Annotated in this window: 23 protein-coding genes; 13 read left to right on the top strand and 10 right to left on the bottom strand. The window is 65.4% G+C overall.

All coding sequences use genetic code 11. The features are described 5' to 3' along the window. Positions 1-73: 73 nt before the first annotated feature. A complete protein-coding gene (locus tag ACSQ3P_RS25830; RefSeq protein WP_436168328.1) occupies positions 74-1,036 on the bottom strand; it encodes a LysR family transcriptional regulator in 963 nt (320 codons plus the stop codon). A 439-nt stretch (positions 1,037-1,475) separates the two neighbouring features. On the opposite strand from ACSQ3P_RS25830, the gene ACSQ3P_RS25825 reads away from it, so the two are divergent. Beyond that, positions 1,476-2,474 carry an MBL fold metallo-hydrolase gene (locus tag ACSQ3P_RS25825; protein ID WP_436168327.1) on the top strand — a complete coding sequence of 333 codons (999 nt, stop codon included), beginning with the start codon at positions 1,476-1,478 and terminating at the stop codon, positions 2,472-2,474. A 142-nt stretch (positions 2,475-2,616) separates the two neighbouring features. Here ACSQ3P_RS25825 and ACSQ3P_RS25820 read toward each other — a convergent pair whose 3' ends face one another. From ACSQ3P_RS25820 to ACSQ3P_RS25780, 9 genes are all read right to left on the bottom strand, one after another. Further along, positions 2,617-4,494 carry a bifunctional sugar phosphate isomerase/epimerase/4-hydroxyphenylpyruvate dioxygenase family protein gene (locus ACSQ3P_RS25820; RefSeq protein WP_436168326.1) on the bottom strand — a complete coding sequence of 626 codons (1,878 nt, stop codon included), beginning with the start codon at positions 4,492-4,494 and terminating at the stop codon, positions 2,617-2,619. Beyond that, a complete protein-coding gene (locus ACSQ3P_RS25815) occupies positions 4,491-5,552 on the bottom strand; it encodes a Gfo/Idh/MocA family protein (RefSeq protein ID WP_436168325.1) in 1,062 nt (353 codons plus the stop codon). Before ACSQ3P_RS25815 ends, ACSQ3P_RS25820 begins: the two co-directional genes overlap by 4 nt. Continuing rightward, positions 5,549-6,286 (bottom strand): ABC transporter ATP-binding protein, encoded by a 738-nt coding sequence (locus ACSQ3P_RS25810; RefSeq protein WP_436168324.1) that lies wholly within the window; start codon positions 6,284-6,286, stop codon positions 5,549-5,551. The genes ACSQ3P_RS25815 and ACSQ3P_RS25810 overlap by 4 nt, the downstream gene beginning before the upstream one ends. A gap of 10 nt (positions 6,287-6,296) precedes the next feature. Then, positions 6,297-7,058, bottom strand: coding sequence for an ABC transporter ATP-binding protein (locus ACSQ3P_RS25805; RefSeq protein ID WP_311909641.1), 762 nt, complete (start codon positions 7,056-7,058; stop codon positions 6,297-6,299). Then, entirely contained in the window at positions 7,058-8,083 is a 1,026-nt protein-coding gene (locus tag ACSQ3P_RS25800; protein ID WP_436168323.1) for a branched-chain amino acid ABC transporter permease, read from the bottom strand. The genes ACSQ3P_RS25805 and ACSQ3P_RS25800 overlap by 1 nt, the downstream gene beginning before the upstream one ends. Next, complete coding sequence (locus ACSQ3P_RS25795) at positions 8,080-8,958, bottom strand: branched-chain amino acid ABC transporter permease (RefSeq protein ID WP_436168322.1); 879 nt, start codon at positions 8,956-8,958, stop codon at positions 8,080-8,082. The genes ACSQ3P_RS25800 and ACSQ3P_RS25795 overlap by 4 nt, the downstream gene beginning before the upstream one ends. A gap of 162 nt (positions 8,959-9,120) precedes the next feature. Then, positions 9,121-10,257: an ABC transporter substrate-binding protein gene (locus ACSQ3P_RS25790; RefSeq protein WP_436168321.1), complete on the bottom strand. Its 1,137-nt coding sequence runs from the start codon at positions 10,255-10,257 to the stop codon at positions 9,121-9,123. Positions 10,258-10,403: 146 nt separating this feature from the next. Beyond that, positions 10,404-11,318, bottom strand: coding sequence for a shikimate dehydrogenase (locus ACSQ3P_RS25785; RefSeq protein ID WP_436168320.1), 915 nt, complete (start codon positions 11,316-11,318; stop codon positions 10,404-10,406). Positions 11,319-11,418: 100 nt separating this feature from the next. Beyond that, positions 11,419-12,363 carry a LysR family transcriptional regulator gene (locus ACSQ3P_RS25780; protein WP_436168319.1) on the bottom strand — a complete coding sequence of 315 codons (945 nt, stop codon included), beginning with the start codon at positions 12,361-12,363 and terminating at the stop codon, positions 11,419-11,421. A gap of 301 nt (positions 12,364-12,664) precedes the next feature. Here ACSQ3P_RS25780 and ACSQ3P_RS25775 point away from each other — a divergent pair, with 301 nt between their 5' ends. The 12 genes from ACSQ3P_RS25775 to ACSQ3P_RS25720 all read left to right on the top strand — a co-directional run bounded on the left by ACSQ3P_RS25775 (position 12,665) and on the right by ACSQ3P_RS25720 (position 23,492). Next, a complete protein-coding gene (locus ACSQ3P_RS25775) occupies positions 12,665-14,017 on the top strand; it encodes a hypothetical protein (protein ID WP_436168318.1) in 1,353 nt (450 codons plus the stop codon). Positions 14,018-14,431: 414 nt separating this feature from the next. After that, a complete protein-coding gene (locus ACSQ3P_RS25770) occupies positions 14,432-15,739 on the top strand; it encodes an ABC transporter substrate-binding protein (protein WP_436168458.1) in 1,308 nt (435 codons plus the stop codon). 133 nt (positions 15,740-15,872) lie between these two features. Then, a complete protein-coding gene (locus ACSQ3P_RS25765) occupies positions 15,873-16,793 on the top strand; it encodes a carbohydrate ABC transporter permease (protein ID WP_436168457.1) in 921 nt (306 codons plus the stop codon). Then, the gene (locus ACSQ3P_RS25760) at positions 16,790-17,758 is read left to right on the top strand and encodes a carbohydrate ABC transporter permease (protein WP_436168317.1); all 969 of its coding nucleotides are present in this window, start codon (positions 16,790-16,792) and stop codon (positions 17,756-17,758) included. Before ACSQ3P_RS25765 ends, ACSQ3P_RS25760 begins: the two co-directional genes overlap by 4 nt. Further along, positions 17,755-17,979: a hypothetical protein gene (locus ACSQ3P_RS25755; RefSeq protein WP_069690680.1), complete on the top strand. Its 225-nt coding sequence runs from the start codon at positions 17,755-17,757 to the stop codon at positions 17,977-17,979. The genes ACSQ3P_RS25760 and ACSQ3P_RS25755 overlap by 4 nt, the downstream gene beginning before the upstream one ends. A 3-nt stretch (positions 17,980-17,982) precedes the next feature. Beyond that, complete coding sequence (locus ACSQ3P_RS25750) at positions 17,983-19,104, top strand: ABC transporter ATP-binding protein (protein ID WP_436168316.1); 1,122 nt, start codon at positions 17,983-17,985, stop codon at positions 19,102-19,104. Then, the gene (locus tag ACSQ3P_RS25745) at positions 19,097-20,110 is read left to right on the top strand and encodes an ABC transporter ATP-binding protein (RefSeq protein WP_436168315.1); all 1,014 of its coding nucleotides are present in this window, start codon (positions 19,097-19,099) and stop codon (positions 20,108-20,110) included. Before ACSQ3P_RS25750 ends, ACSQ3P_RS25745 begins: the two co-directional genes overlap by 8 nt. A 3-nt stretch (positions 20,111-20,113) precedes the next feature. Further along, entirely contained in the window at positions 20,114-20,716 is a 603-nt protein-coding gene (gene dhaL, locus ACSQ3P_RS25740; protein ID WP_436168314.1) for a dihydroxyacetone kinase subunit DhaL, read from the top strand. A gap of 4 nt (positions 20,717-20,720) precedes the next feature. Beyond that, positions 20,721-21,119 carry a dihydroxyacetone kinase phosphoryl donor subunit DhaM gene (gene dhaM / locus ACSQ3P_RS25735; protein ID WP_436168313.1) on the top strand — a complete coding sequence of 133 codons (399 nt, stop codon included), beginning with the start codon at positions 20,721-20,723 and terminating at the stop codon, positions 21,117-21,119. Positions 21,120-21,171: 52 nt separating this feature from the next. After that, entirely contained in the window at positions 21,172-21,450 is a 279-nt protein-coding gene (locus ACSQ3P_RS25730; protein ID WP_092164442.1) for an HPr family phosphocarrier protein, read from the top strand. A gap of 6 nt (positions 21,451-21,456) precedes the next feature. Next, positions 21,457-23,061: a phosphoenolpyruvate--protein phosphotransferase gene (gene ptsP, locus ACSQ3P_RS25725; protein ID WP_436168312.1), complete on the top strand. Its 1,605-nt coding sequence runs from the start codon at positions 21,457-21,459 to the stop codon at positions 23,059-23,061. Then, complete coding sequence (locus tag ACSQ3P_RS25720; RefSeq protein WP_436168311.1) at positions 23,058-23,492, top strand: hypothetical protein; 435 nt, start codon at positions 23,058-23,060, stop codon at positions 23,490-23,492. Before ptsP ends, ACSQ3P_RS25720 begins: the two co-directional genes overlap by 4 nt. The last annotated feature ends 16 nt before the right edge of the window (positions 23,493-23,508 follow it).

Below are 23,508 nucleotides of genomic sequence, written 5' to 3'. Positions count from 1 at the left end.
CCTCGGGCATCATTGTTCTGGGTTGACCCTATCGGGGCTCAAGCCTCGCGCTCTGTCAAAGACGAAAACGCGATCAGCCATATAAGGCGGGCGGATCGCCATCCTCGCCCAGCGTCGCCGTCCAGCTCTCGTCGCTGACGAGCCCGCGCAGGATCTCCCATGAGAGCTGACCGATGGCGCGCGCCGCCGCCGGCATCGGCCGTTCGGTCGAATAGGCGAGATAGACCTTGCGGTAGAGCGAGGGCTGCTCGATGCGCCAGGTCTGGAAGAGACCTGCCTTCTCCTGCGCGCGGACCGCCATGCGCGGCAGGATGCCGTAGCCCAGGCCGCGCTCGGCCAGCCGCTTGATCTGCGTATAGGATTCGATCTCGATCGCGGGCTGGATCGTGGCGCCGACGCCGGCGGCCGCCTCGTCGATCTGGTCGCGCAGGCCATGGCCGATTCCGGGCAGGATGAGGTCGACAGCCGCTGCCTCGGTGAGCGTCACCGTGCCGCCGGGCGGCGTCTTCACCGCGTCGAGCCCGGGCGGGCCGAACAGGCAGAGCTCTTCGGTCAGGATATGGTGGATGCCGAGTCCCTTGGGATCCGAGATCGCATAGATCACGGCGAGATCGACTTCGCCCCGGCGCAGCCAGTCGAGCACGAAGCCGCTCATCGCCTCGGCGATGCGGATGCGCACGGCAGGATAACGCTCGCGCGCCGCCTGGATCAGGGGCACGCTGAACTGCTCGCTGACTGTGCCGGGCAGGCCGATGCGGACCTCGCCGCCGGGCGCAGCGGTCTCGCCCCGGACGCTGTCGCGCAATTCGGCGAACTCCGCCAGGATCGCCCGGGCGCGCAGCAGGAGCCGCTCGCCGGCCTCCGTCGGCAGCACGCCGCGCGTGCCGCGATGCAAGAGCGCAACGCCGAGCTCGTCTTCCATATGGCGCAGATGCTGGCTCAACGCCGGCTGCGCCACGCGCAGCTTGGTGGCGGCCTTCGAGAACGAGCCCTGTTCGACGATCGCGGTGAAATAGCGAAGCTGGCGCAAATCCATCGCTGGGTTACTCGGTTCCTGGCCGGCCGCTGAGGCCTCTCTGACGTTGGTAGCGTCGCCCGCAAGCGATGGCCAGAGCGGGCTTGGCGCAGCGGCATGCCAGGCCTCGCGCGGCGGCATGCATCGCCCGGGTCGATTCCCGAAATCGGAACGATCACAGGCGTTTGGCGCGACTGCTTGAATCAGTTTGCGCGCCAGGGGAACGTCTCCGGCCCCAGCTTTCGCTTATGCCGGATAGAGCGAAGGGATATTGGTCGCGCCCTTGGGGCAGGTGCATCCTCCGGCGCGAGGCAGGGCTTTCGAGAGGTATGGGTTTGCGACAAGGCCGCTCCAGGCCTCTTGCCTGGCAGGTCTCTTGCCCAGTCGGCCTCTTGCCCGGTCTCCGTCGACAAGAATGCCAGCGGGAACGCTGGAACCGTTTCACTCAGGAGGAAGCGCAATGTCCGAGGATATGATCATGCATCCCCATTCCAGCCGTCGCGAATTTCTGGGTGGCGCGGCTGCGCTTACTGCGGGCGCCACGCTGCCTTTTGGCGGCGCGGCCCTGGCCAAGGCGCCCTTGTCCAACACCCAGTCCGGCTATTTCTACCGCTTCATGCTGGGCACGGCCGAGGTCACGGTGGTCTCCGACGGGCCGCTGCCGCTCGGCGATCCTGGCGCGAGCTTCCTCGGCGTGCCCAAGGAAACCGTCTACGGCATGCTGGAGAACAACTTCCTGGCCAAGGACAATGTCGTCCTCGAGCAGAACGTCCCGATCGTGAATTTCGGCGACAGGCTCGTCATGTTCGACACCGGCATGGGCTTCTCCAAGGCCTTCGGCCCGACCACGGGTCGCCTGCAGAAGAGCATGGCGGAAGCCGGCATCAAGCCGGAGGACATCGACGCCATCGTCATCAGCCACGCCCATATCGACCATATCGGCGGCATCTCCTCCCAGGACGGCAAGCCGCATTTCCCGAACGCGCAGATCTATATCAGCCAGATCGATTATGATTTCTGGCTCGACGATGCCCGGCTCGGCACGCCGTTCAAGGCCTTCGGCGAGCATGCCCGCGCCAATCTCAGGCCGGTGAAGGACCGCATCGTCTTTTTCAAGGACGGCCAGGAATTCCTGCCGGGCGTGCAGGCGATCGCGGCTCCCGGCCACTCGCCGGGGCACCATATTTTCAGGGTGGCGTCCTCAGGCAAATCCTTCGCCTTCCTCGGCGATCTGACCCATCACGCGATCCTGCTGACCGAGAAGCCCCGGCTTGAATTCGCCTATGATTTCGACCCGAAACAGGCGGTGGAATCGCGCGTGAAGCTGCTCACCATCCTGGCCGACGAGAAGACGCCGGTGATGTCCTACCACTTTGCCTGGCCGGGTTTCGGCAACCTCGCCAAAGCCGGCGACGGCTTCCGCTACTATCCGACGCCGATGCAGATGCTGCGGGGGTAGGGGGCTGTCATCCCGTGCGCGCTGCGGCATGAAATGCCGCGGCGCAGACACGGGACCGTCTTCAGAAGGAGGCGCCTTCCGCGTCACGCGATCCCGCATCTGCGCAGCGGCACTGCGCGCCGCAGCGCGTGCGGGATGACGCTCAGCTCTCCCTCAACGGCCGCGGCACCGTCACGGGCCGCGCCTCTCTTGCCTGCGAGGCGAGGCGCACCGCTGCGTTCACCGCACCGAAGCCGGCATAGCCGCCGCGCCGCTCGACGATCTCGAAGAAGAAGCGCTGCGCGAAGACATGGGTGTAGACCTGCAGGAACTCGGCCTCGCCGTCGCGGTCATAGAGGATGTGGTGATCGCGCAAGGCGTCGATGAAGTCCGGATCGAGCCCGTGCCGCGCTTCCAGATCCTCGTAATAATTCTCGGGGATGTCGAGGAAGGAGAGGCCCGCGGCCCGCATCGCCGTCACCGCCGCGAAGATGTCGGGCGCGCTGAAGGCGATATGCTGCACGCCCGAGCCGAAATGCTCGGAGACGAAGCGCGAGGACAGGGTCCGCGTCGCCTGCGAGCCGTTGAGCACGAAGCGCAATGAGCCGTCGGCGCTGACGATCGGGCGGCTCTCGACGAGGCCGGCAGGATCGGCGATCGCGGTTTGCGGGATGCGCTCGAGATGGAACAGCGAGGTGTAGAACAGCAGCCAGGACAGCATCTCCTCATAGTCCATCGACTGGGAGATGTGATCGACGCTTTGCAGGAGGGCGGGCGCAGGCGCGGCGGCATCGGGCCTGGCGACGAAGTCCTTCTCCCAGATATGGGCGAGTTCGCCTGTGGCTTGGGTGAAATAGATCAATGAGCCGCCGACGCCGCGAATGGCGGGGATATGCATCTCGCCGGGGCCGACGGGCTGCTCGAAGGCCGTGATCTTCAAGTCTCGCGCCCGGGCCATGGTCTGCTCGACATCGTCGACGCGCAGGCAGATCGCGCAGACGCCGGGCCCATGCATGATCGCATGCGACTGGGCGAAACCGTCCTTCTCGGTGTTGAGCACGAGGTTGATGCCGCCCTGGCTCCAGCGCGTCACCATCTTGCTGCGATGCGTGCCGGTCTGCTGGAAGCCGAGCGCCTTGAACAAAGCCGCGAGATCGGCGGCCGTATCCTCGTCCAGCGCGAATTCGAGGAACTCGACGCCCTCGACATGCGCGCGCGGCGGCAAATGCGGCGCGGTCTGGTCGGCCAGCGCGATCAGCGAGCGCATGCCGTCGGTCGCGAGCCGGCGGGCCGAGCCCGCTCGGAACTGGTCGTTGAAGATCTCATGCGAGAGCGGCCCGGAATAGCCCGTCGCCTCGACCGCTTTGACGAAATCGGCGACGGCAAGGTCGCCCTGGCCGGGGAAGCAGCGAAAATGCCGGCTCCAGCTCAGCACATCCATGTCGAGCTTGGGCGCATCGGCGAGCTGGACGAGGAAGATGCGGTCGCCGGGGATCGAGGCGATCGGCTCCACCGGCGATTTGCGCGCCAGCGTGTGGAAGGAATCGAGAATCAGCCCGATGCGCGCGTGATCGGCCCGGCGTACGATCTCCCAGGCGTCGCGATAGTCGTTGACGTGGCGGCCCCAGGCCAGCGCCTCGAAGCCGACGCGCACGCCGAATTTCGCCGCGAGCTCGCCGAGTTCACGCAGATCGGTCGCCGCCCGGTCGATGCCGCCGAGCGATTGCGGCGAGACATTCGAGCAGATCAGCATCAGCTCGGCGCCGAGCTCGTTCATGATCGCGAATTTGCGCTCGGCTCGGGCGAAGGTCCGCGCCCGCAGCGGCTCGGGCATGCCCTCGAAATCGCGGAAGGGCTGGAAGGCCGAGATCGTCAGGCCGAGATCGGCGATCATCTTGCCGACATCGCGCGGGCTGCCGTCGAAGGTCAGGAAATCGTTCTCGAAGACCTCGACCGCGTCGAACCCGGCCGCGGCGATGGCCTGTAGTTTCTCCGTGAGATCGCCGCTGAGCGAGACGGTCGCGATCGAGGTCGGGTTCATGCCGCTTGCGCCCTTGCCTGGTGGTCGATGGTGACGAGACGTCCACGCCGCGCAGCCTCACTGATGGCCTCGACGACCGCAAGCGTGCGGGCGGCGTCAGCGGCGCTGGTGATGGGCTGCTCCGTGCGCCGGATCACGGCGCAGAAATGGCGGAGCTGCTCGGCCAGGGGCTCGACGGGCGCGACCGCGCGGCTTTCCCTAAGCAGCGGCTCCCACCAGCCCTGCTTGCCCTCATAGCGCCAGAGCTCGAGCTTCGGTAGCGACAACGAGCCCTCGCTGCCGGCGATCAGGTAGCAATGCCCGTCGCGCTGAGGATAGGCCTTGTTCTCGCCAGATGAGAGCTCCCAGCTCCAGGGTGCGGGCGTGGCGTCGGAGACTGTCGCCGTGCCGAGCGCGCCATTGGTGAAGCGGAAGGTGAGGACGGCGGTGTCCTCGACTGCAAAGCCGCGCGTAGCGTTCGAATTCATGGCCTGCACCGCGTCGATCTCGCCGCAGATGAAGCGCAGATTGTCGATGTCGTGGATCAGGTTGATCAGCACCGGGCCGCCCCCGGCTTCGCGCCGCCAGGCGACGTCGAAATAATCGTCGGGCTTGCGGATCAGGAACAGCGAGTTGATCGCCACCAGCCGGCCGATGCCGCCGTCCTGCACGATCCTGCGCGCCGCCTTGACGATCGGGTTATGGCGGCGGTGATGGCCGGCGAGGACCGGTATGCCGGTGCGGGCCTGCGCCTCGACCAGCTTCTGCGCTGAAGCCACGCTCTCGGCCAGCGGCTTTTCGACCAGAACCGGAACGCCGGCTTCCAGGCAGGCGAGCGCGCCCGGCACATGCAAGGCGTTGGGCGTGGCGATGATCGCGCCATCGGGCGTCATCGCCGCCAGCATCGCTTCGGGCGAGGCAAACCAGGGCATGCCGCGCTCGGCCGCGAGCGCCCGGGCCTCGTCTGTCGGATCGCAGATCGCGGCGCAGGCGCAGTCCGGGGATGTGTCGAGTCGATGCAGATGCGCCCGGCCGATGAGACCGGCGCCGATGAGCGCGATGTTCAGCTTGACGTTCACGCCGCCTCCGTCATCACGCCGCCGAGGAAGAGCTGGCCGACGCGCGGATCGGCCAGGATTTCGGCCGCCGGTCCCTGCATGCGGGTCTGCCCGAGTTCGAGCACCAGCCCCTCATCGGAGATCTCCAGCGCCGAGCGGGCGTTCTGCTCGACCATCAGGATCGTCACGCCCTTGGCGCGCAGGTCCTTCAGAATGCCGAAAGTCTCCTGCACCAGCATCGGCGAGAGGCCGATCGAGGGTTCGTCGATCAGCACCAGCTTGGGGTCGAGCAGGAGGCCGCGCACGATCTCGAGCTGCTTCTGCTCGCCGCCCGAGAGTGTCGAGGCCTGGTTGTCGGCCTTGCGCCGCAAGGCCGGAAAGCGGTCGAGTGCGGCCTCCAGGCGCTTGGGCATGTCGGTGATATCGGAGCCGGCGGCGACGGCGCCGAGCTCGATATTGTGGCGCACCGAGAGCTCGGGGAAGATGTTGCGTCCCTGCGGCACATAGCAGATGCCGGCTTCCAGCAGCTTGCGCTGGTTCCAGTTGGTGATGTCGGCCCCCTCCAGCCGGATCTGGCCTTCGCGCACCTTGAGCAGGCCGAAGATCGCCTTGAACACGGTCGATTTGCCGGCTCCGTTGGGGCCGATCACGGTGGTGATCGCGGCGCGCGGGATCTTGAAGGTCGTGCCGTTCAGGATGGTCATGGCGCCATAGCCGCCGACCACGCCGTCGAGTTCGAGGATGGGTGTGCTCATGACGCTCTCCTCAATGCCCCAGATAGGCTTCGATGACCGCCGGATTGGCTCTGACCTGCGCCGGCGTGCCCTCGGCCAGCACCTTGCCTTCGGCCAGCACGATCACCCGCGAGCACAGCGACATCACGAAATCCATGTTGTGCTCGATCACCACGAAGGTTGCGCCCTGTTCGGCGTTGATGGCGCGCAGCCGCTCCTTGAGATCTCCCAGCATGGTCAGGTTGACGCCGCCGGCCGGCTCGTCGAGCAGCACGAGGCGCGGGCCGGCCATGAAGGCCATTGCCGCGTCGAGCAGCTTCTGCTGGCCGTAGGACAGCCCGCCTGCCTTCTCGTCGATGAGATGGCCGAGCTTGAAGAAGCTGATCATCTGGTCGGCCTTCTTGGACAGCCCCGCATCGCGCGCCCCGAAGAAGCGCGACAGCATCGAGCCCTCATGCTCCTGGCCGGCGAGGATCAGGTTCTCGCGCACCGAGAGCTCGGGGAAGACCTGCAGCAGCTGGAAGGTGCGGCTGACGCCGCGCCGGTTGAGCTCGGAGGGACGCAGATTGGTGACGTCCCGGCCGTCGAGCTTGACCGAGCCTTCGCTCGGCTCGAGCTGGCCGAGGATGCAGTTGAACAGGGTCGACTTGCCGCAGCCATTGGGGCCGATGATGCCGAGGATCTCGCCCTCATTCACAGAGAAGGAGACCCCGTTGACGGCCTTGATGCCGCCGAAGGCCTTGTGCAGGTTGGTGACTTCCAGAACCTTGTTGGCTTCGAGAACCTGGGCCATCAGCGCGCTCCCGCCTTGCCGCTAAGCTTCGCCCAGCCGCGCTCCAGCAGCCCGCTCACCCCTTGCGGGCAGGCGATCAGCAGCAGCATGACGATGGCCGCGAAGATGATGAGATAGAGCGAGCCGGCGAAGCGCAGCCATTCCGGCAGCACGACGCCGAGCAGCGCGCCGATGAAGGGCCCGAGCAGGTAGCCGGCGCCGCCCGCGACCACCATCAGCAGCAGGAAGAAGCTCTGCGACAGCGAGAAGGGCGAGGGGTCGATGAACTCGACCAGCGGCGCGTAGAGCGCACCGGCAAAGCCCGCATAGGCCGAGCCGATGGCGAAGGCGAGCAGCGTGTACATACGCGTGTCGACGCCAAGGCTTGCCGCCCGGATCGGGTTCTCGCGCAGGGCGGTGAAGGCGCGGCCCCAGGGGCTGCGGATCATCCACCACAGCACGACCGCGAGGATGAAGGTGACGACGACGACGAAGCGGTGGAATTCGAGCGCGCCGAACAGCTTGATGCCGAAGAACTCCGGCCGGTTGATGTTGGAGATGCCGAAGACGCCGCCGGTGAGCCATTGCTCGTTGCGCATGATCAGCCAGATCAGCGTTGAGAAGGCGAGCGTGACGAAGGCGAGGTAATGCGCCTTGACCCTCAATGCGGGAAAGCCGAGCACGAGGCCGACAGCGAAGGTCAGCAGCCCCGACAGCGCGAAGGCGGCATACCAGGAGACGCCGTATTTCGTGGTCAGGATCGCCGTCGTGTAGGCCCCTAACCCCATGAAGGCGGCCTGTGCCAGCGATTTGAGGCCGGCATAGCCCAAAGTCAGGTTCAGGCCCATCACCGCGACGCTCATCACCAGCCAGAGCGAGAGCACATAGGTGCCGTAGCGGCCCATGCCGACCGGGGCGAACCAGAGGATCACGGCGCCCGCTATCAGCGTAAGCAGCGAGCCGTCGACGAAGGCGGGCAGGGAGAGGCGGCTGCGCTGCGGCAGGCTCTCATGCTGCAGGCTCTCATGGGTTGCGGGCGCGGTCATACGCGGCGCTCCTCTTTGCGGCCCATCAGGCCTTCCGGCTTGAGCAGGATGACGACGACGAGCAGGACGAGCGGCACGGCGAGCCGGTACTGCGTCGAGATGTAGGCGGCGGCCATGCTGTCGACGATGCCGACGATCAAACCGCCGACGAGCGCGCCGCGGACCTGGTTGAAGCCGCCGACGATCGCCGCGATGAAGGCGAACAGGCCGATGACCTCGCCATTGGAGAACTTCGCCAGATAGATCGGCGAGATCAGCACCGAGGCGACGACGGCAAGCGCGGCGTTGATGACGAAGGTCAGGAGCACCATGCGCTCCACGGGGATGCCGAGAATGCGCGCGACCGTCGGGTTCTGCGCCGTCGCCTGCATCTGGCGGCCGAGGCGGGTTCCGCCGACGAACCATTGCAGCGCCCAGATCACCGCGAAGGCGACCGCGATGATCGCCAGATGCTGCAGCGAGATCGAGGCGCCGAAGACCGAGATGGTTTGCGAGGGCACGAAGGAGGGGAAGTTCTGCGCCTCGGCCGAAAAGCCGTCCTTGGCGCCTTCCTTCATGATGATCGACAGCGCCATGGTGGCGATCGCGAGCGGCAGCACGCCATGCTTGATCATCGGATCGACCACGGTGAGCTTGAAGCCGACGCCGAAGACCAGAAGGAAGGCGGCGATGCCGATCAGCGCACCAAGCCAGATCGGCGCGCCCAGCAGCTTGATTGCGAGCAGGACAAGCACGGCCGGCAGCATGACGAATTCGCCCTGGGCGAAGTTGATCGTCTGCGAGGTCTGCCAGACCAGCGTGAAGCCGATGGCAGCGAGCGCATAGATCGCGCCCGTTGCGATGCCGGCGATGAGATAGGCGATGAATTCGGCCATGGCGGTCTCGCTCTTCCGATGAGCGTTGCGTGTACTAGAGGGTGCGCGTCATCCCGGACGTAGCGAAGCGGAGATCCGGGATCCATGCAGCCGTGACGCCCTTCGATGGATCCCGGGTCGAGCGCTGCTCGCCCGGGATGACGTCGAGGGTGGAATAGCCGCTTACGGCTTAAGCTTCGGCAAGGTGGCGGTGATCACCTGCTTGCCGTTGATCACCTCGGCGAGGAAGCTTTCGCGGTCGAGGTCGCCATTCTGCTCGATCGTGGTCTCCATCAGGATCCCGGGCTCCTCGGAGGGCTTGATCGTCGCGCCGCGCAGCGTGTCGGCGACGCCCTTCTTGTCGAACTTCTTCTGCTTCTCGGTCGCCCATTTGACCATGTAGACGGCCATATAGCCCTTCAGGCCGTTATGGTCGGGGGTGTAGTTGAATTTGGCGATGAACTTCTTGCCGAACTCCTGGAAGGCCGGGATCGGCGCCTCGATCGAGAGCCCGACATGGCCCTTGACGCCGTTGGCGGCATCACCCGCGAGCTCGATCACCTTGGCGCCGAGCAAGGTGGTCTCGCCGATCAGCGGCTTGGTGATGCCCTGCTGCTCGGCAGCGCGCAGGAAGCGGGCGCTCTCCTCTTCGTTGAGATAGACGAAGACGGCGTCGGCATTGGCGTTCTTGATCTTGATCGCGTCGGCGGCGAAATCGGCCTGGCCCTGCTCGGTGGCGACATCGGCGGCGACCTTGATGCCGGCCTTTTCAAGCTCGGGGATGATCGCGTCGCGCCCGCCCTTGCCGAAATCGTTATTGACCCAGACGACGGCGACGGAGCCTGCCTTGACGGTGTTCTTCAGGTAATTGGCGATCTTGGGCATCGCGGCCGTCTGGCTGAGCGAGGTTCGGAACAGGTACTGGTTGCCCTGCTTGGTCAGGCCGGCCGCTTCGCCGCCGACGATCTGGGCGATTTCGGCGCGCTGGGCGATCTGCATGGAGGCGCCGATCGGGCCGGAGAAGACCGGGCCGAGCACCGCATAAGTGCCTTCGTCGATGGCGCGCTGCACGGCGGCCCGGGTGTTCCCAGGATTGCTCTGCGTGTCGTAATGCACGATCTCGATCTGCTTGCCGAGAATGCCGCCCTTGGCGTTGATCTCGGCGACGGCAAGGTCGATGCCGCTCTTCCAGTTGGTGCCCGAGGTCGCGCCCGGGCCCGAGAGCTCGACGACGTCGACGAGCTTGACCTTGTCCTGCGCCAGGGCCGGGACCGAAAGGCCCGCCGTCAGCGCTGCTGCGATGATCCAATGCGATATCATGGGTATTTCCTCCACGTTCTTAGCTTCGTTTCTTGGCTTCGTTTCTTGTCTCGCCCGGTTCCTCCGGGTCGTCTTCAGGCTGCGCGGTGGGTGGCCTCCTGCGCCGCTAGAGCCGGATGATTCCATCTGAAATCTGAATCCGTCTCTCATCCAAGAGTGAGAGCAGGATCAATGCGAAAAACCGGTTCCCACTTTTTCGCATCCTGCTCTACGGCTTCGTCGAAGGCCTGGGCGATCGCGCTATGCGATGGCGCCTGGCCCGTAAACAGCGCGAAGGCGTCGATGGCCTGGTTGATGCTGAGCTCGCGCCCCGTCATCACCGTCGCGCCGGCGCTTTGAGCGGCTTTCAGCAGCGGTGTCCAGAGCGGATGATAGACCGCGTCCGCAACCCATTGAGATCTGTCGATGAGCCCGGCGGGGACGGGCGTGTCGCGGTTCGGCAGCATGCCGATCGGCGTGCCGTTGACGATGCCCGCCGCACCGCTGACGGCGGCCTCCACGCTGGTTGCGATCTCGACGGCTGCGCGCCGGCCAAGCTGCGTCGCCAGAGCCTCGGACTTGGCCGGGTCGAGATCGAACAGGCGCAATGTCTTGACGCCGCAGGAGGCGAGCGCGAAGCCGATGGCCTTGCCGACACCGCCGGTTCCGATGATCGCGACGGGCGCGTCGCCATCCCTGCGCTCAAGCGCGCGATAGGCCGTGGCGAAGCCGCTGGCGTCGGTGTTGTAGCCCGTGAGCAGGCCGTCCCGCACGACCACCGTGTTGACTGCGCCCATGGCGGCGGCCTCGGGCGCAAGCGCGTCGAGCAGCGGGATGACCGCTTCCTTATAGGGGAAAGTGATGTTGAGGCCGGAAAAGCCGAGCCGGCGTACGCCGTCCAGGATCACCGCGAGATCGGCCGCTTTGGCGCCTGCGATGTCGATGAGGTGGTAATGCAGCTCGAAGCCGGCGGCACCAGCCGCAGCCTCGTGCATCGCGGGCGCGGCGGAATGCGCGATCGGCGAGCCGATCAGCCCGAGCAGCACGCGCTTCGTGCGGTTGGCTATGGGAAAAGCCGGCATATCCGTCCCTCGCGGCTCGCTCGTCATCTCAGCGGGCGTTGCCAAGCGTCACATAGCCCGATTTGACGGGATAACGCGATAACCAATCCATCGCCATTACCTAACCTGATGTTATTTTCGGCAGGGGCGATTGGGCGGCCGATTGCGCGCGCGGCGTCACCACCGCGTTCATCTCCTCGCGCAGCAGCGCCACGAAAGTTTCGGCATAGAGCGAGGGCGCCTTGTCGTTCTTCACAGCGACATAGGTCTGGAACCGCGTCGGCTCGGCGATCGGGATCGTGGTGATGCCCTGCATCGAGCCATGCGCCACGGTGAACTGGTCGATCACCGCGATGCCGAGGCCGGCGCGCACCAGCGAGCACACCGTCGTGCCGAAGCGCGCCTTGATGACCATGTCATAGGCCAGCCCCTGCTGCTTGAAGATCTCGGCCATGACCCGGCCATAGGGGTCGTTTGGGTCGATGCCGATCAAGGGGTGCTGCACGATCTCGGCGGCGGAGATCGACGTCCGGCCGGCGAGTGCATGTCCGTTTGGCACGATGCAGAGCAATTCGCCCTGGCTCAATGGCACGAAATCGATGCCGGGATGGTCGAGCTTGTAGCTCATCGCCGCGATCTCGCCCTTGCCGAGCAGGAGATAGTCGAGCGCCTCCTCGATCTTCAGGATGTTGATGTCGAGCCTGAGATCGGGATGCTTGCGCCGCAGCCGCTCGATCGCGCGCGGCACCATGACATGGCAGATGCTCGGCACCGAGCCGATCCGGAGCTCGATGCCGCCGCCGCGCTCGATCCGCGCAAGCGTGTAATGCAGGTCGTCGACCTTCTTATAGACGCCGTTGATCTGCTCGAAGATGTCGTTGGCCTCGGGCGTCGGCACATAGCGCCCATGCCGGCGCTCGAACAGCTTGAGCCTGAGCGTGCGCTCGGTGTGCTTCATCAAGCGGCTGATGCCGGGCGCCGAGACATTGAGGAGTTTTGCCGCGCCCGAGATCGTGCCGGTGATCATGATGGCGCGGATCACCTCGATCTGGCGCAAGGTCAGCATGGCGTGGCGTTTCCCTCGGGGCGTTGTTTTGTCGCAGCGGAGGCGAGGTCGGCTACACTGTCAAGCGGGCGGCGAAGGCCGTCTGCGCCGGTGCGAGGTGACGATGGCTTCGAGCACTCGGGCGGACACGGCGTTTGATGCGCTGCGAGATCAAGCTGGCGGACGATCGCGTTGCGCTTCAATTGTAGGCGTCGTGGTAACGAGGCGTCGTTGTTATCGATGACACCTGTCATTACGATGCGGCAGGCTGCTCGGGATGGGGTTATCCTATTGGTCAGCTCGCTCTGCGAAGGAGGTTTTCATGCCACTTCGAGGTCGCGTCGGACGGCATGTCAGCACCGGCGCCAACTGCCAGAACTGGAAGAGCGACCAGGAGGTCGTGATCGCCCTGCTGAACCGTATCCCGATCGCCGATGGCGGAACCTGGGGAGCCTTGGGCGGACGTATCATCGGCGGGTTCGCTAGCGACGCGCTGTACCAGGCTATCCTGAGCTTCGAGAAACGATATCCCCAGGTCAGGCAGACGGGCTTTGTCGAACCGAACGGGCCGGTGTTGACGCAATTGGAGGGGTTGGCATCGCGTCCGCCACCCGCACCGCCCAAAAAGCCCGGACAATGGGACGCGATCACGACCAGATCCGTGTCGAAATCGTTGAATGCCGGTTTGGACGGCGACATGACGCTCAGCCATTCCGATGTCGTCAACATCATTCGCAGCACGCTCAGCGATGGCGTTATCACGCCCGATGAGATCAACGACCTTGCGACGATCCTGGCCGTCGCGAAGAGCCTGCAGCAGCGTTCCAAGACAATGCTGACGACGCTCGTCAATGCGATCCGCAAGACGGCGGCCGGCAAGGGACCCTACAGGCTGGACACGGATCGGCAACTCTTTGCGGCCGGCATGGTCTGCGATTTTCTCGAACGCCCGGGATCGAGCCGCTTTCCCTCTCTGGATCGATACGAGGTCGGCGTCGGCCTGCTGATGCGGATCGCCAATCCGGGCTTGATCAAGCAGGACCAGGCCAGCCTGTGCGGACCGGCCGCGCTGCTGTTCAGCGAAGCGGCCGACAACCCCGGCGCTTATGCCCGTTTCGCCATCGACCTCTACGAGAAGGGGCGGGCAAAGCTCAACCGGCTGGAGATCGCACCGGACGCGGACGTGCGGAACTATCGGCCGCCGTCGACGATGGATCACGTCGACTGGATGACCATGGCCAGCATCCGCGATTCCGAGAACTGGTTCTTGGACTATGACAACGCCGACAAGGAATTCGCCGGCATCACCTTGCCCGGCGAACTGGCGGATTGGTTCCGGCGCGCCGGCTATTCCAAGGTCGAGCAGGACGCCAACATCGTCGCCAGCATGGGCCTCAGCGAAATCGACGATGCCAATCGGCTGTATGCGGACGGCTACCGCATTTGCCTCTTCATCGGCGCGAACATCCTGAGCGAGAAGGACCAGTCGAAAAGCTCGACCACCGCCGAGCATTGGGCCGTTCAGCGGTCGCTGATCGATCGGTCGAACGGCACGGTCAAGCTCAAGGTCTTCACCTGGGGCGATGGCGAGTATCAGATCCCGCACGGCAGCAAGACGCTGCCGGTCGGCGATTTCCTTGGCAATTTCTACGGTTACGTCGCGGGAAAACCATAGCGCGACATCGTCCGTTCGCTGTTTGCGAGCATCCGCCTCTCAAAGCTCGTCGGCGGCGCGCAGCCTGGTCGATTCCATATGCCGACCGCGGACGATCTCGGCTTGGTCACGCGGCTCTAGCCTGATCATATTCAAGCAGTCGCTAAACTTGTGCGGCGCGGCATAAGTTGCTGCGTTGCGGTGTTTTATCCGCGTTCTGCGGCGCTTGACATGTTTAGTGAACTGGTATTCGCTAAACAAATCGCTGAACTTGGACGGCTCGTTCCGAGGCGGCGTGAGGAAACGTCCCGCGTCGGCCGTGCCCCTTCATTTGGCTGTGCCCTTCGCGGTCGCGCAGGTTCACCCGTCACCCCAATGACGGCTGGTGACGGCATGCCAAGGGAGGCCAAAAACATGAACATGATCAGAACATGGATGCTTGCCGCGACCATAGCCGGGAGCACGGCACTGGCTGCGACTGCAGCGCAGGCGCAAGGCAAATCATTGACTTTGTGCTGGGCGGCCTGGGACCCGGCGAATGCGCTGGTGGAACTCTCCAAGGACTTCACCGCCAAGACCAATATCGCCATGAAGTTCGAGTTCGTGCCCTGGCCGAACTTCGCCGACCGCATGCTCAACGAGCTCAATTCGAAGGGCAAGCTCTGCGATCTGATCATCGGCGACTCGCAATGGATCGGCGGCTCGGCCGAGAACAAGCATTATGTGAAGCTGAACGACTTCTTCGCCAAGGAAGGCATCAAGATCGACGACTTCATGCCGGCGACCGTCGCCGGCTACGCCGAATGGCCCAAGGGCACGCCGAACTACTGGGCGCTGCCGGCGATGGGAGACGCGCTCGGCTGGACCTATCGCAAGGACTGGTTCGCCAAGCCGGCGCTGCAGGCCGAATTCAAGGCCAAGTACAATCGCGATCTCGCCGCGCCCAAGACGCAGACCGAGCTGAAGCAGATCGCCGAGTTCTTCCAGGGCCGCGACGTCGACGGCAAGAAGGTCTATGGCGCGGCGATCTTCACCGAGCGCGGCTCGGAAGGCATCACCATGGGCGTCGCCAACGCGCTCTATCCCTTCGGCTTCAAATATCAGGACCCGAAGAAGCCCTACGCCATGGCCGGCTTCGTCAACTCCGACGACGCGGTGAAGGGCCTGGAGTTCTACAAGTCTCTGTACAAGTGCTGCACCCCGCCGGGTTACTCCAACGCCTATATGCAGGAGGGGCTCGACGCCTTCAAATCCGGGCAGGCGGCCCTGCAGATGAACTGGTTCGCGTTCTTCCCCGGCCTGTTCAAGGATCCCAATGTCGGCGGCGACAAGATCGGCTTCTTCGTCAATCCGGCCGAGAAGGAGACGGGTTCGCAACTCGGCGGGCAGGGCCTTTCGGTGGTGTCGTACTCGGCCAACCAGGCCGAGGCGCTCGCCTATATCAAATGGTTCGCCTCGCTCGACGTGCAGAAGAAATGGTGGGAGCTCGGCGGCTATACCTGCCACAAGGGCGTGCTGAACGATCCCGGCTTCGCCAAGTCCGCGCCCTTCGCCGCCGACTTCCTCGTCGCCATGGGGCAGGTCGTCGATTTCTGGGCTGAACCCTCCTACGCGCAGCTGATGCAGGCGGAGCAGGCGCGCATCCACGACTACGTGGTCGCCGACAAGGGCACGGCCAAGCAGGCGCTCGACCTGCTGATCCAGGACTGGACGAAGGTCTTCAAGGAAGACGGCAAGTTCTGAGGCGGGACTGCCCACGACACAAGCCAAGGGCTGCGCCTTCTCCTGAAGGCGCAGCCAGCCCCCGGTTTTGCCTGCAAACGGTGCTTGAGCCATGAATGCGAGCGACATCAGCGGTATCAGGAGCGCCAAGGCGATGCGCGCGCCCTCTGTCCCGATAGCCCATCAGGTCCGCGGTCTCTCGGACAGGACCATCGCCTGGTTGTTCATCGCGCCGACGATGATCCTGCTGCTCGCGATCAATCTGTTTCCGCTGATCTGGACGATCCAGCTCTCCTTCACCAATTACCGCGCCAACCGCCCGTTCGCGCCGCTGCGCAATGTCGGGATCGAGCATTACCAGACCATCCTGTCCGACCCTGAAATCTGGCAGCGCATGCAGGCCACCGCGCATTTCGTCTTCTGGACGATCCTGCTGCAGACCGTCATCGGCTTCGCGCTGGCTTATCTGATCGATCGCAAGTTCCGGGGCCACGGCTTCTGGACCACGCTGATCCTGATCCCGATGATGCTGTCGCCGGCCGTGGTCGGCAATTTCTGGACCTTCCTGTACCAGCCGCAGATCGGCCTGTTCAATTACGTCGTCTCGTTCTTCTCCGGGCTTGCGCCGTCCTCCTTCCAGATGCTCGGCGATGTCACCTTGAGCCCCTGGGCGATCATCATCGTCGATACCTGGATGTGGACGCCTTATGTGATGCTGATCTGCCTTGCCGGCCTGCGTTCGATCCCGGACTACATCTACGAGGCGGCCGAGGTCGACCGGGCCAGCAACTGGCGGCAGTTCATCTCGATCACGCTGCCGATGTGCCTGCCCTTCATCATGCTGGCGGTGCTGTTCCGCGGCATCGAGAACTTCAAGATGTTCGACATGGTCAACCTCCTGACCTCGGGAGGGCCGGGCTCGACCACCGAACTCGCCTCCATCACGCTCAAGCGCGCCGCCTTCGAGGCCTGGCGCACCGGCTATTCCTCGGCCTTTGCGATCATTCTGTTCGTCACTGTGTTCGGGCTGGCGAACATCTATGTGAAGGCACTGAACAAGGTGAAGGCACGATGAGCGGCGCCCTTTCCACCGCCCATTCCGTCGTCGCGCCCAGCGGCCGGGTCAAGCTGCTCGCCGGCGCGATCGTGGTCCTCTACGCGCTGGTGGCGCTCGTGCCGCTGATCTGGATCGGCCTGACCAGCATCAAGACGCCGCCGGACTCGATCTCCTACCCGCCGAAGGTCGTGCCCTTCCTGCACTTCGAGCCTTCGATCGAAGGCTATTGCAATCTGTTCAACTCCCGCTCGCGCCAGACGGCGGATTATCTCGCCTCGCTCCCGCCGGCGAATTCTGCCTGCGAAGCGATCACGCGCTCGCGCAGCATGGTGGTGGTCGGCCCGTCCAATTATGTGCCGCGCTTCGTCAATTCGCTGATCATCGCCTTCGGCTCGACCCTGCTCTCGGTGGGCCTGGGCACCTGCGCGGCCTATGCCTTCTCGCGCTTCAAGGTGCCTTTGAAGGACGATCTGCTGTTCTTCATCCTGTCGACGCGGATGATGCCGCCCATCGCGGTCGCGATCCCGATCTTCCTGATGTACCGCGAGCTCGGCCTCTCCGACACGCGGCTCGGGATGATCCTGCTCTACACCTCGGTCAACGTCTCCCTGGCGGTCTGGCTGCTCAAGGGCTTCATCGACGAGATCCCGCGCGAATACGAGGAGGCGGCGATGATCGACGGCTATACCCGGCTGCAGGCCTTCCGCAAGGTCGTGCTGCCTCAGGCCACGACCGGCATCGTCGCGACCGCGATCTTCTGTCTGATCTTCGCCTGGAATGAATATGCCTTCGCGGTGCTGCTGACCTCCGGCACGGCCCAGACCGCGCCGCCCTTCATCCCGATCATCATCGGCGAGGGCGGGCAGGACTGGCCGGCAGTCGCGGCCGGGACGACGCTGTTCCTGATCCCGATCCTGGTTTTCACGGTGCTGCTGCGCAAGCACCTGCTGCGCGGCATCACTTTTGGGGCGGTGCGCAAATGAATCTGCACGCAACTCATCCCCGGGAGCCTGAACCTGCGCCGGCATCGCGCTGGCCCAAGCCGCTGCGGCGCGGGCCGATGGAGACGCTGGCGACAGTACTGATCGCGGCCGGCGTGCTGATGCTGCTGCAACCCTTCTCGCTGACGCTCTACGGCTATTCCTTCGTCACCACGCTCATCGGCGTGGTGATGTTCACCTTCGTCACCAAGTTCCCGGAGTAAGCCATGGCCGAAATCCGGGTCGACAATCTGGTGAAACGGTTCGGCGCTTTCACGGCGGTGCGGGATACGAGCTTCACGGTCGAGAATGGCGATTTCTTCTGCCTGCTCGGGCCGTCGGGCTGCGGCAAGACGACGACGCTGCGCATGGTCGCCGGGCTCGAACTGCCCTCGTCGGGCAGCATCAGGCTCGACGGCGAGGAGGTCACGTTCAAGCGGGCGCGCGAACGCGACATCGCCATGGTGTTCCAGCTCTTCGCGCTCTACCCGCATATGAACGTGCGCAAGAACATCTCCTTCCCGCTGGTCTCGATGGGCGTGCCGAAGGCCGAGACGAGGCGACGGGTGGAGGAGGCCGCGCGAACCTTGCGCATCGAGCATCTCTTGGACAAGCCGGTCTCGGGGCTCTCCGGCGGTGACCGGCAGCGGGTTGCTCTCGGGCGCGCCATCGTACGCGAGCCGAAGGCCTTCATGATGGACGAGCCGCTCGGCGCGCTCGATGCCGAGTTCCGCCATTTGATGTGTGGCGAGCTGCGCGCGCTGCACGACCGGCTGAAGGCGACGACCGTCTATGTCACCCACGATCAGCTCGAGGCCATGTCGATGGCCGATAAGATCGCGGTCATGAATGACGGCGTGATCGAGCAGCTCGGCTCGCCACAGGAGATATACGACCGGCCGAACTCGATGTTCGTCGGGGATTTCATCGGCTCGCCCGCAATGAACTTCATCCATTTTGAGGGAACGGCAACGGCAGGTTCGACTGCGGTCACGATCGACGCCGCCGCGATCGCTCTGCCCGAGCTGCGCGAGAGCCGTGCATCCGGGCCGCTGGCGCTGGGCGTTCGGCCCGAACAGGTCGTCATCGGCGATCCGGATCGTCCGGGCGGCGCCATTCCCGCCGAAATCTTCGGCGCCGAATATCTCGGCACGACCCAGATCGTCACGCTCGCCACGCCCCGCGGCATGCTCAAGGCGCGTCTGCCTGCCCATGTTCGGGCGGCGGCCGGCGACCGGGTCAGCCTTTCGTTCAGGCCGGAGCGGCTCTCGCTGTTCGATGCCGCGACGGGCAAGGCGATCCGCTCCGTGCTGCATGACGCGGTCACGACGAGGCGCGCCCATGGCTGAGATCACGCTGGCGCAGGTCTCCAAGAGGTTCGGCCCGGTGACGGCCGTGGCCGATCTGTCGCTCACCATCGCCGATGGCGAGTTCATCGTGCTGCTGGGACCGACGGGCGCGGGCAAGACGACGACCTTGCGCCTCGTGGCCGGGCTGGAGACCCCGGATGCGGGCCGGGTCTTCATCGGCGGCGTCGATGTCACGGGCCTGCCGCCCGCGGCCCGCGACGTCACCTTCGTGTTCCAGCAATATTCGCTCTATCCGCATCTCAGCGTCTTCGACAATCTCGCCTTCCCCCTGCGCTCGCCGACGCGGCGCACTCCGGAAGACGAGGTCCGGCGCGCTGTGCGCGAGGTGGCGCGGCTGCTCAGGATCGAGGACAAGCTGGGCAGCCGCGCGACGCAGTTGTCCGGCGGCCAGATGCAGCGCGTCGCGATCGGTCGTGCGCTGGTGCGCCGCCCGGCCGTCTACCTGATGGATGAACCGCTCTCCTCGCTCGACGCCAAGCTGCGCTCGGAACTCCGCATCGAGCTGAAGCGCATCCAGCAGGATCTCGGCGCGACCATGCTCTACGTCACGCATGATCAGACCGAGGCGATGACGCTGGCCTCGCGCATCGGCGTGATCAACCAGGGCCGGCTCGTGCAGATCGGCACGCCGCGCAGCATTTACGAAGATCCGGCCGACATCTATGTCGCCACCCGCCTCGGCAGTCCCGGCATCAACCTGCTGCCACGCGCGCTCTTCCCCGCACTGGAGGCGCCGACCGCCACGGCCACCATCGGCGTGCGTACGGAACATCTCGCCATTGCCAAGGCGAACAACGGCGCGGTGACAGGCAAGGTAAACTGGATCGAGCGGCTCGGCGACCAGAACCATCTGCATATCGACGTGAACCAGCAGCAGATCGTCAGCCTGGTCGATCCGGATGAAGGGCTCGATGTCGGCGACGAGGTGGCCGTGACCCTGCGCAAGCCCCTGTTCTTCGCCGCCGACGGCCAGCGGGTGAGGTGAACCATGGATGAGGCGCTGAAGAAAAAGCTGATCGAGGCGATGGCCGGGACGGTCGTGGCGCATGCCGACGAATTGACGGCGCTCGATCAGGCGATCGGCGACGGCGATCACGGCCTGAACATGAAGCGCGGTTTCGAGGCCGTGCTGGCGGAAGCCGACGCGATCGCAGCCAAGCCACTGCCCGACGCCCTGAAGACGATCGGCACGACGCTGGTCATGAAGGTCGGCGGCGCATCGGGGCCGCTCTACGGCACGCTGTTCATGGCGCTCGGCAAGGAGTTGCCGCCGGAGCCGACGATCGCGGATCTGGCGCGGGCGCTGGCTGCCGCAATCGAGGCGGTGAAGGCGCGGGGCAAGTCCGAACTCGGCCAGAAAACCATGCTCGATGTGCTCGGCCCTCTGCAGGCTGCGCTTGCCGAGGGCGGCGCCGATCTCGCCTCGCGCCTGCCGGCGGTCGCAAGCGGAGCGGCCGAGGCGACTGTGCCGCTCAAGGCCATTCGCGGACGCGCCTCGTTTCTGGGCGATCGCTCGATCGGCCACATGGACCCGGGCGCGCGCTCGTCAGCGCTCCTGGCTACGGCAATCTGCAACGCCATCGGAGCCTGAAAGCATGCCAGCCAGCAAAAATGTCGGCATCGTCATCGTGTCGCACTCGGCCAAGGTGGCAGAAGGCGCGGCCGATATGGTTCGCCAGATGGTCGGCGACAATGTTCCGCTCGCCTCGGTGGGAGGCAATGCCGAGGGCGGGCTCGGCACGGATGTCGCCGCCATCATGGCGGCGATCGACAAGGCGTGGTCGGAAGCCGGCGTCGCCATCCTGGTCGATCTCGGCGGAGCCGAGACCAATAGCGAGATGGCGGTGGAAATGATGCCGGAAGAGCGGCGCGAACGCATCGTCATCTGTAATGCACCGATCGTCGAAGGCGCGGTGATGGCTGCCACTGAAGCCTCGGGCGGCTCGCCGCTGGCGGTGGTGCAGGCGACTGCCGAGGAACTGATGTCGGCATGAACCATGTCGGTATGAACGCTGCGTCGGCCAAAGCAACGAAGGGAATCTCGGCATGCAGGAGGTGACGGCCAGTGTCCTGCTCACCAACAAGGTCGGGCTCCATGCCCGGCCCTCGGTGAAGCTGACCCAGACCGCCAAGCGCTTCGGCTCACGCATCGAGGTGGCCACCAGCGCGGCTGGTCCATGGACCGACGCCAAGAGCCCGGTGAAAATCATGCGGGTCAAGGCGTCACAGGGCGAGATGCTGCATTTCAAGGCCAGCGGCGAGGATGCACCGGCCGCGCTGGCCGCGTTGGTCGAGATCGTCGCCCGCAAGTTCGACGAGGAGTGAGCGGTGATGGAACGGCGTCTACCTGGCCTTGCCGCCTCCAGCGGGCTCGCCTTCGGGCCGGCCGTGACGTTTCGGGCGGTCGGAGAGATGCGGCGCGCGAAGGGGACCGTCGCGAGTGAAAAGCAGGCGCTGGCGGACGCAGTCGCCGCCTCCCTGCAGGCTGTCACGGCTCTGGCCGGGAGCCTCGAAGGCGAGGCCGCCGACATCGTCGGCTTTCAGGTGGCGCTGCTCGAGGATGACGCCCTGACCGAGAGCGCCTATGCCGCGATCGACCGCGGCATGCCCGCGGACATGGCGTGGCGACAGGCCATGGCGGAGGAGATCGCCGGATATGAAATCTCCGACGATTTGTATTTCCGGGCCCGTTCGGCCGATCTCGCCGACATCTGCGACCGCGTGCTGCGCCATCTCTTCGGCCTGCCGGAACTGACGCAGGCGCCTGCCGGCGCCGTCATCGTGGGAGAGGACCTGCCGCCATCGGCCTTCCTCGGTATCGACTGGTCGCAGGGCGGCGGGATCGTGCTCGGCTCGGGGAGCCCGTCCAGCCATGTCGCCATGCTGGCGCGCGGGCGCGGCGTGCCGATGGTGGTCGGCATCGGCACGGAATGGCAGGCTGTCTCCGGCACCGTGATCGTCGACGGGCTGGAAGGGCTCGTGCTGACCGGCCCGTCCAACGAGAGTATCGAGCGGGCGAGACGGCAGGCAGACGAGCTCGAACGCTTGCGGAGCGAAGCGGAGGCCCGCAGGGACGAGCCGGCGCTGACCCGCGACGGAACCCGCATCGCCGTGATGATCAATGTCGCCGGCATGGCCGATCTCGCCGGTCTGGCTGCCGAGGCCTGCGATGGCATCGGCCTGACGCGCACCGAATTCCTCGTCGAACACGCGCTGTGTGACGAGGCGCGTCAGTTCGAGACTTATGCCGGGTTGCTGCGCTGGGCCGCCGGCCGGCCGGTCACGATCCGCACCCTCGATGCCGGCGGCGACAAGCCGATTTCCGGCTACACCATCGCTGGCGAGGCCAATCCCTTCCTGGGCCTGCGCGGCATCAGGCTGTCGCTGCGCCATCCCGAGATCTTCCGCGTGCAGCTACGGGCGCTGGCTCGCGCGGCGGTCCTGGGTCCGCTCAAGATCATGCTGCCCATGGTGACGATGGCGCAGGAACTGGAGCAGGCGCAGGCTCTGCTCGACGCCGTCCTGGCCGAACTCGCGGCCGAAGGCGTGGCTCATTCCCGCCCTGCGCTCGGCATCATGGTCGAGGTGCCAGCCGCTGCCATGGCGATTGCAGGCTTCGACGCCGCCTTCTTCTCAATCGGCTCCAACGACCTGACGCAATACGCCACGGCGGCCGCTCGCGACGGCTCGGAGGTCGCGACCTATGCCGATGTCCTGCATCCCGGCGTGCTCGCCATGATCGCCCATGTCGCCAGGCATGGTGCCGAGGTCGGTCGCGAGGTCAGTCTCTGCGGCGATGCCGGTGGCGATCCGCGCGCCATCGCGCCGTTGCTGCGGGCAGGCGTCCGGGCCGTGTCGGTCTCTCCCGGTTTGCTGGCGCAGGCAAAGGAGGCGATCCGCGACGTCGACCTGTCCGGGCGGGAGCCGAGTGCATGACCAGCCCTGAGACGATCCCGGCCGACACATCGCCGCTGGCCACCTACAAGGCGATCCTGCGCGCGGTCATCGAAAACCGCCCCTCCGGCACCAGGCAGCGCCTTGCTGAAGCCATCGGCAAGAACCGCAGCTTCATTTCGCAGATCATCAACCCCGCCTATGCCACGCCCGTGCCGGTCCAGCATCTGGAGACGATCTTCCATGTCTGCCATTTCGCGCCGCCGGAACGGCAGGCCTTCCTGAGCGCCTATCAGGCCGCGCATCCGGGGCGCCTGGAAGTGGTCGATGCCGAACGGCCCATGCGCCGGCTGGTGATTGAATTGCCGGATTTCGGCAGCCCTGACCTGAATGCGCGCGCCGACCACATCGTGCTGGGGGTCGCGCGCGGCCTGATCTCGCTCATTGCGACCAATGACGATGAAGAAGCCTAAACACTGGGGGGAAGCC

This window comes from Allobosea sp. LjRoot9, from assembly GCF_964252745.1.
Taxonomy (GTDB): Bacteria; Pseudomonadota; Alphaproteobacteria; order Rhizobiales; family Beijerinckiaceae; genus Allobosea.
The sequence above is the reverse complement of the archived record's forward strand: the minus strand, read 5'-3'. Positions and strand labels throughout refer to the sequence as shown.

Coding starts and splice junctions, on each gene's coding strand:
- ACSQ3P_RS25770 (WP_436168458.1), top strand. CDS start 14,432: ATGCTTGCCGCGACCATAGCCGGGAGCACGGCACTGGCTGCGACTGCA.
- ptsP (WP_436168312.1), top strand. CDS start 21,457: ATGGAACGGCGTCTACCTGGCCTTGCCGCCTCCAGCGGGCTCGCCTTC.
- ACSQ3P_RS25800 (WP_436168323.1), bottom strand. CDS start 8,083: ATGACCGCGCCCGCAACCCATGAGAGCCTGCAGCATGAGAGCCTGCCG.
- ACSQ3P_RS25750 (WP_436168316.1), top strand. CDS start 17,983: ATGGCCGAAATCCGGGTCGACAATCTGGTGAAACGGTTCGGCGCTTTC.
- ACSQ3P_RS25720 (WP_436168311.1), top strand. CDS start 23,058: ATGACCAGCCCTGAGACGATCCCGGCCGACACATCGCCGCTGGCCACC.
- ACSQ3P_RS25755 (WP_069690680.1), top strand. CDS start 17,755: ATGAATCTGCACGCAACTCATCCCCGGGAGCCTGAACCTGCGCCGGCA.
- dhaL (WP_436168314.1), top strand. CDS start 20,114: ATGGATGAGGCGCTGAAGAAAAAGCTGATCGAGGCGATGGCCGGGACG.
- ACSQ3P_RS25765 (WP_436168457.1), top strand. CDS start 15,873: ATGCGCGCGCCCTCTGTCCCGATAGCCCATCAGGTCCGCGGTCTCTCG.
- ACSQ3P_RS25820 (WP_436168326.1), bottom strand. CDS start 4,494: ATGAACCCGACCTCGATCGCGACCGTCTCGCTCAGCGGCGATCTCACG.
- ACSQ3P_RS25825 (WP_436168327.1), top strand. CDS start 1,476: ATGTCCGAGGATATGATCATGCATCCCCATTCCAGCCGTCGCGAATTT.
- ACSQ3P_RS25790 (WP_436168321.1), bottom strand. CDS start 10,257: ATGATATCGCATTGGATCATCGCAGCAGCGCTGACGGCGGGCCTTTCG.
- ACSQ3P_RS25780 (WP_436168319.1), bottom strand. CDS start 12,363: ATGCTGACCTTGCGCCAGATCGAGGTGATCCGCGCCATCATGATCACC.
- ACSQ3P_RS25795 (WP_436168322.1), bottom strand. CDS start 8,958: ATGGCCGAATTCATCGCCTATCTCATCGCCGGCATCGCAACGGGCGCG.
- dhaM (WP_436168313.1), top strand. CDS start 20,721: ATGCCAGCCAGCAAAAATGTCGGCATCGTCATCGTGTCGCACTCGGCC.
- ACSQ3P_RS25730 (WP_092164442.1), top strand. CDS start 21,172: ATGCAGGAGGTGACGGCCAGTGTCCTGCTCACCAACAAGGTCGGGCTC.
- ACSQ3P_RS25805 (WP_311909641.1), bottom strand. CDS start 7,058: ATGGCCCAGGTTCTCGAAGCCAACAAGGTTCTGGAAGTCACCAACCTG.
- ACSQ3P_RS25745 (WP_436168315.1), top strand. CDS start 19,097: ATGGCTGAGATCACGCTGGCGCAGGTCTCCAAGAGGTTCGGCCCGGTG.
- ACSQ3P_RS25775 (WP_436168318.1), top strand. CDS start 12,665: ATGCCACTTCGAGGTCGCGTCGGACGGCATGTCAGCACCGGCGCCAAC.
- ACSQ3P_RS25830 (WP_436168328.1), bottom strand. CDS start 1,036: ATGGATTTGCGCCAGCTTCGCTATTTCACCGCGATCGTCGAACAGGGC.
- ACSQ3P_RS25810 (WP_436168324.1), bottom strand. CDS start 6,286: ATGAGCACACCCATCCTCGAACTCGACGGCGTGGTCGGCGGCTATGGC.
- ACSQ3P_RS25785 (WP_436168320.1), bottom strand. CDS start 11,318: ATGCCGGCTTTTCCCATAGCCAACCGCACGAAGCGCGTGCTGCTCGGG.
- ACSQ3P_RS25760 (WP_436168317.1), top strand. CDS start 16,790: ATGAGCGGCGCCCTTTCCACCGCCCATTCCGTCGTCGCGCCCAGCGGC.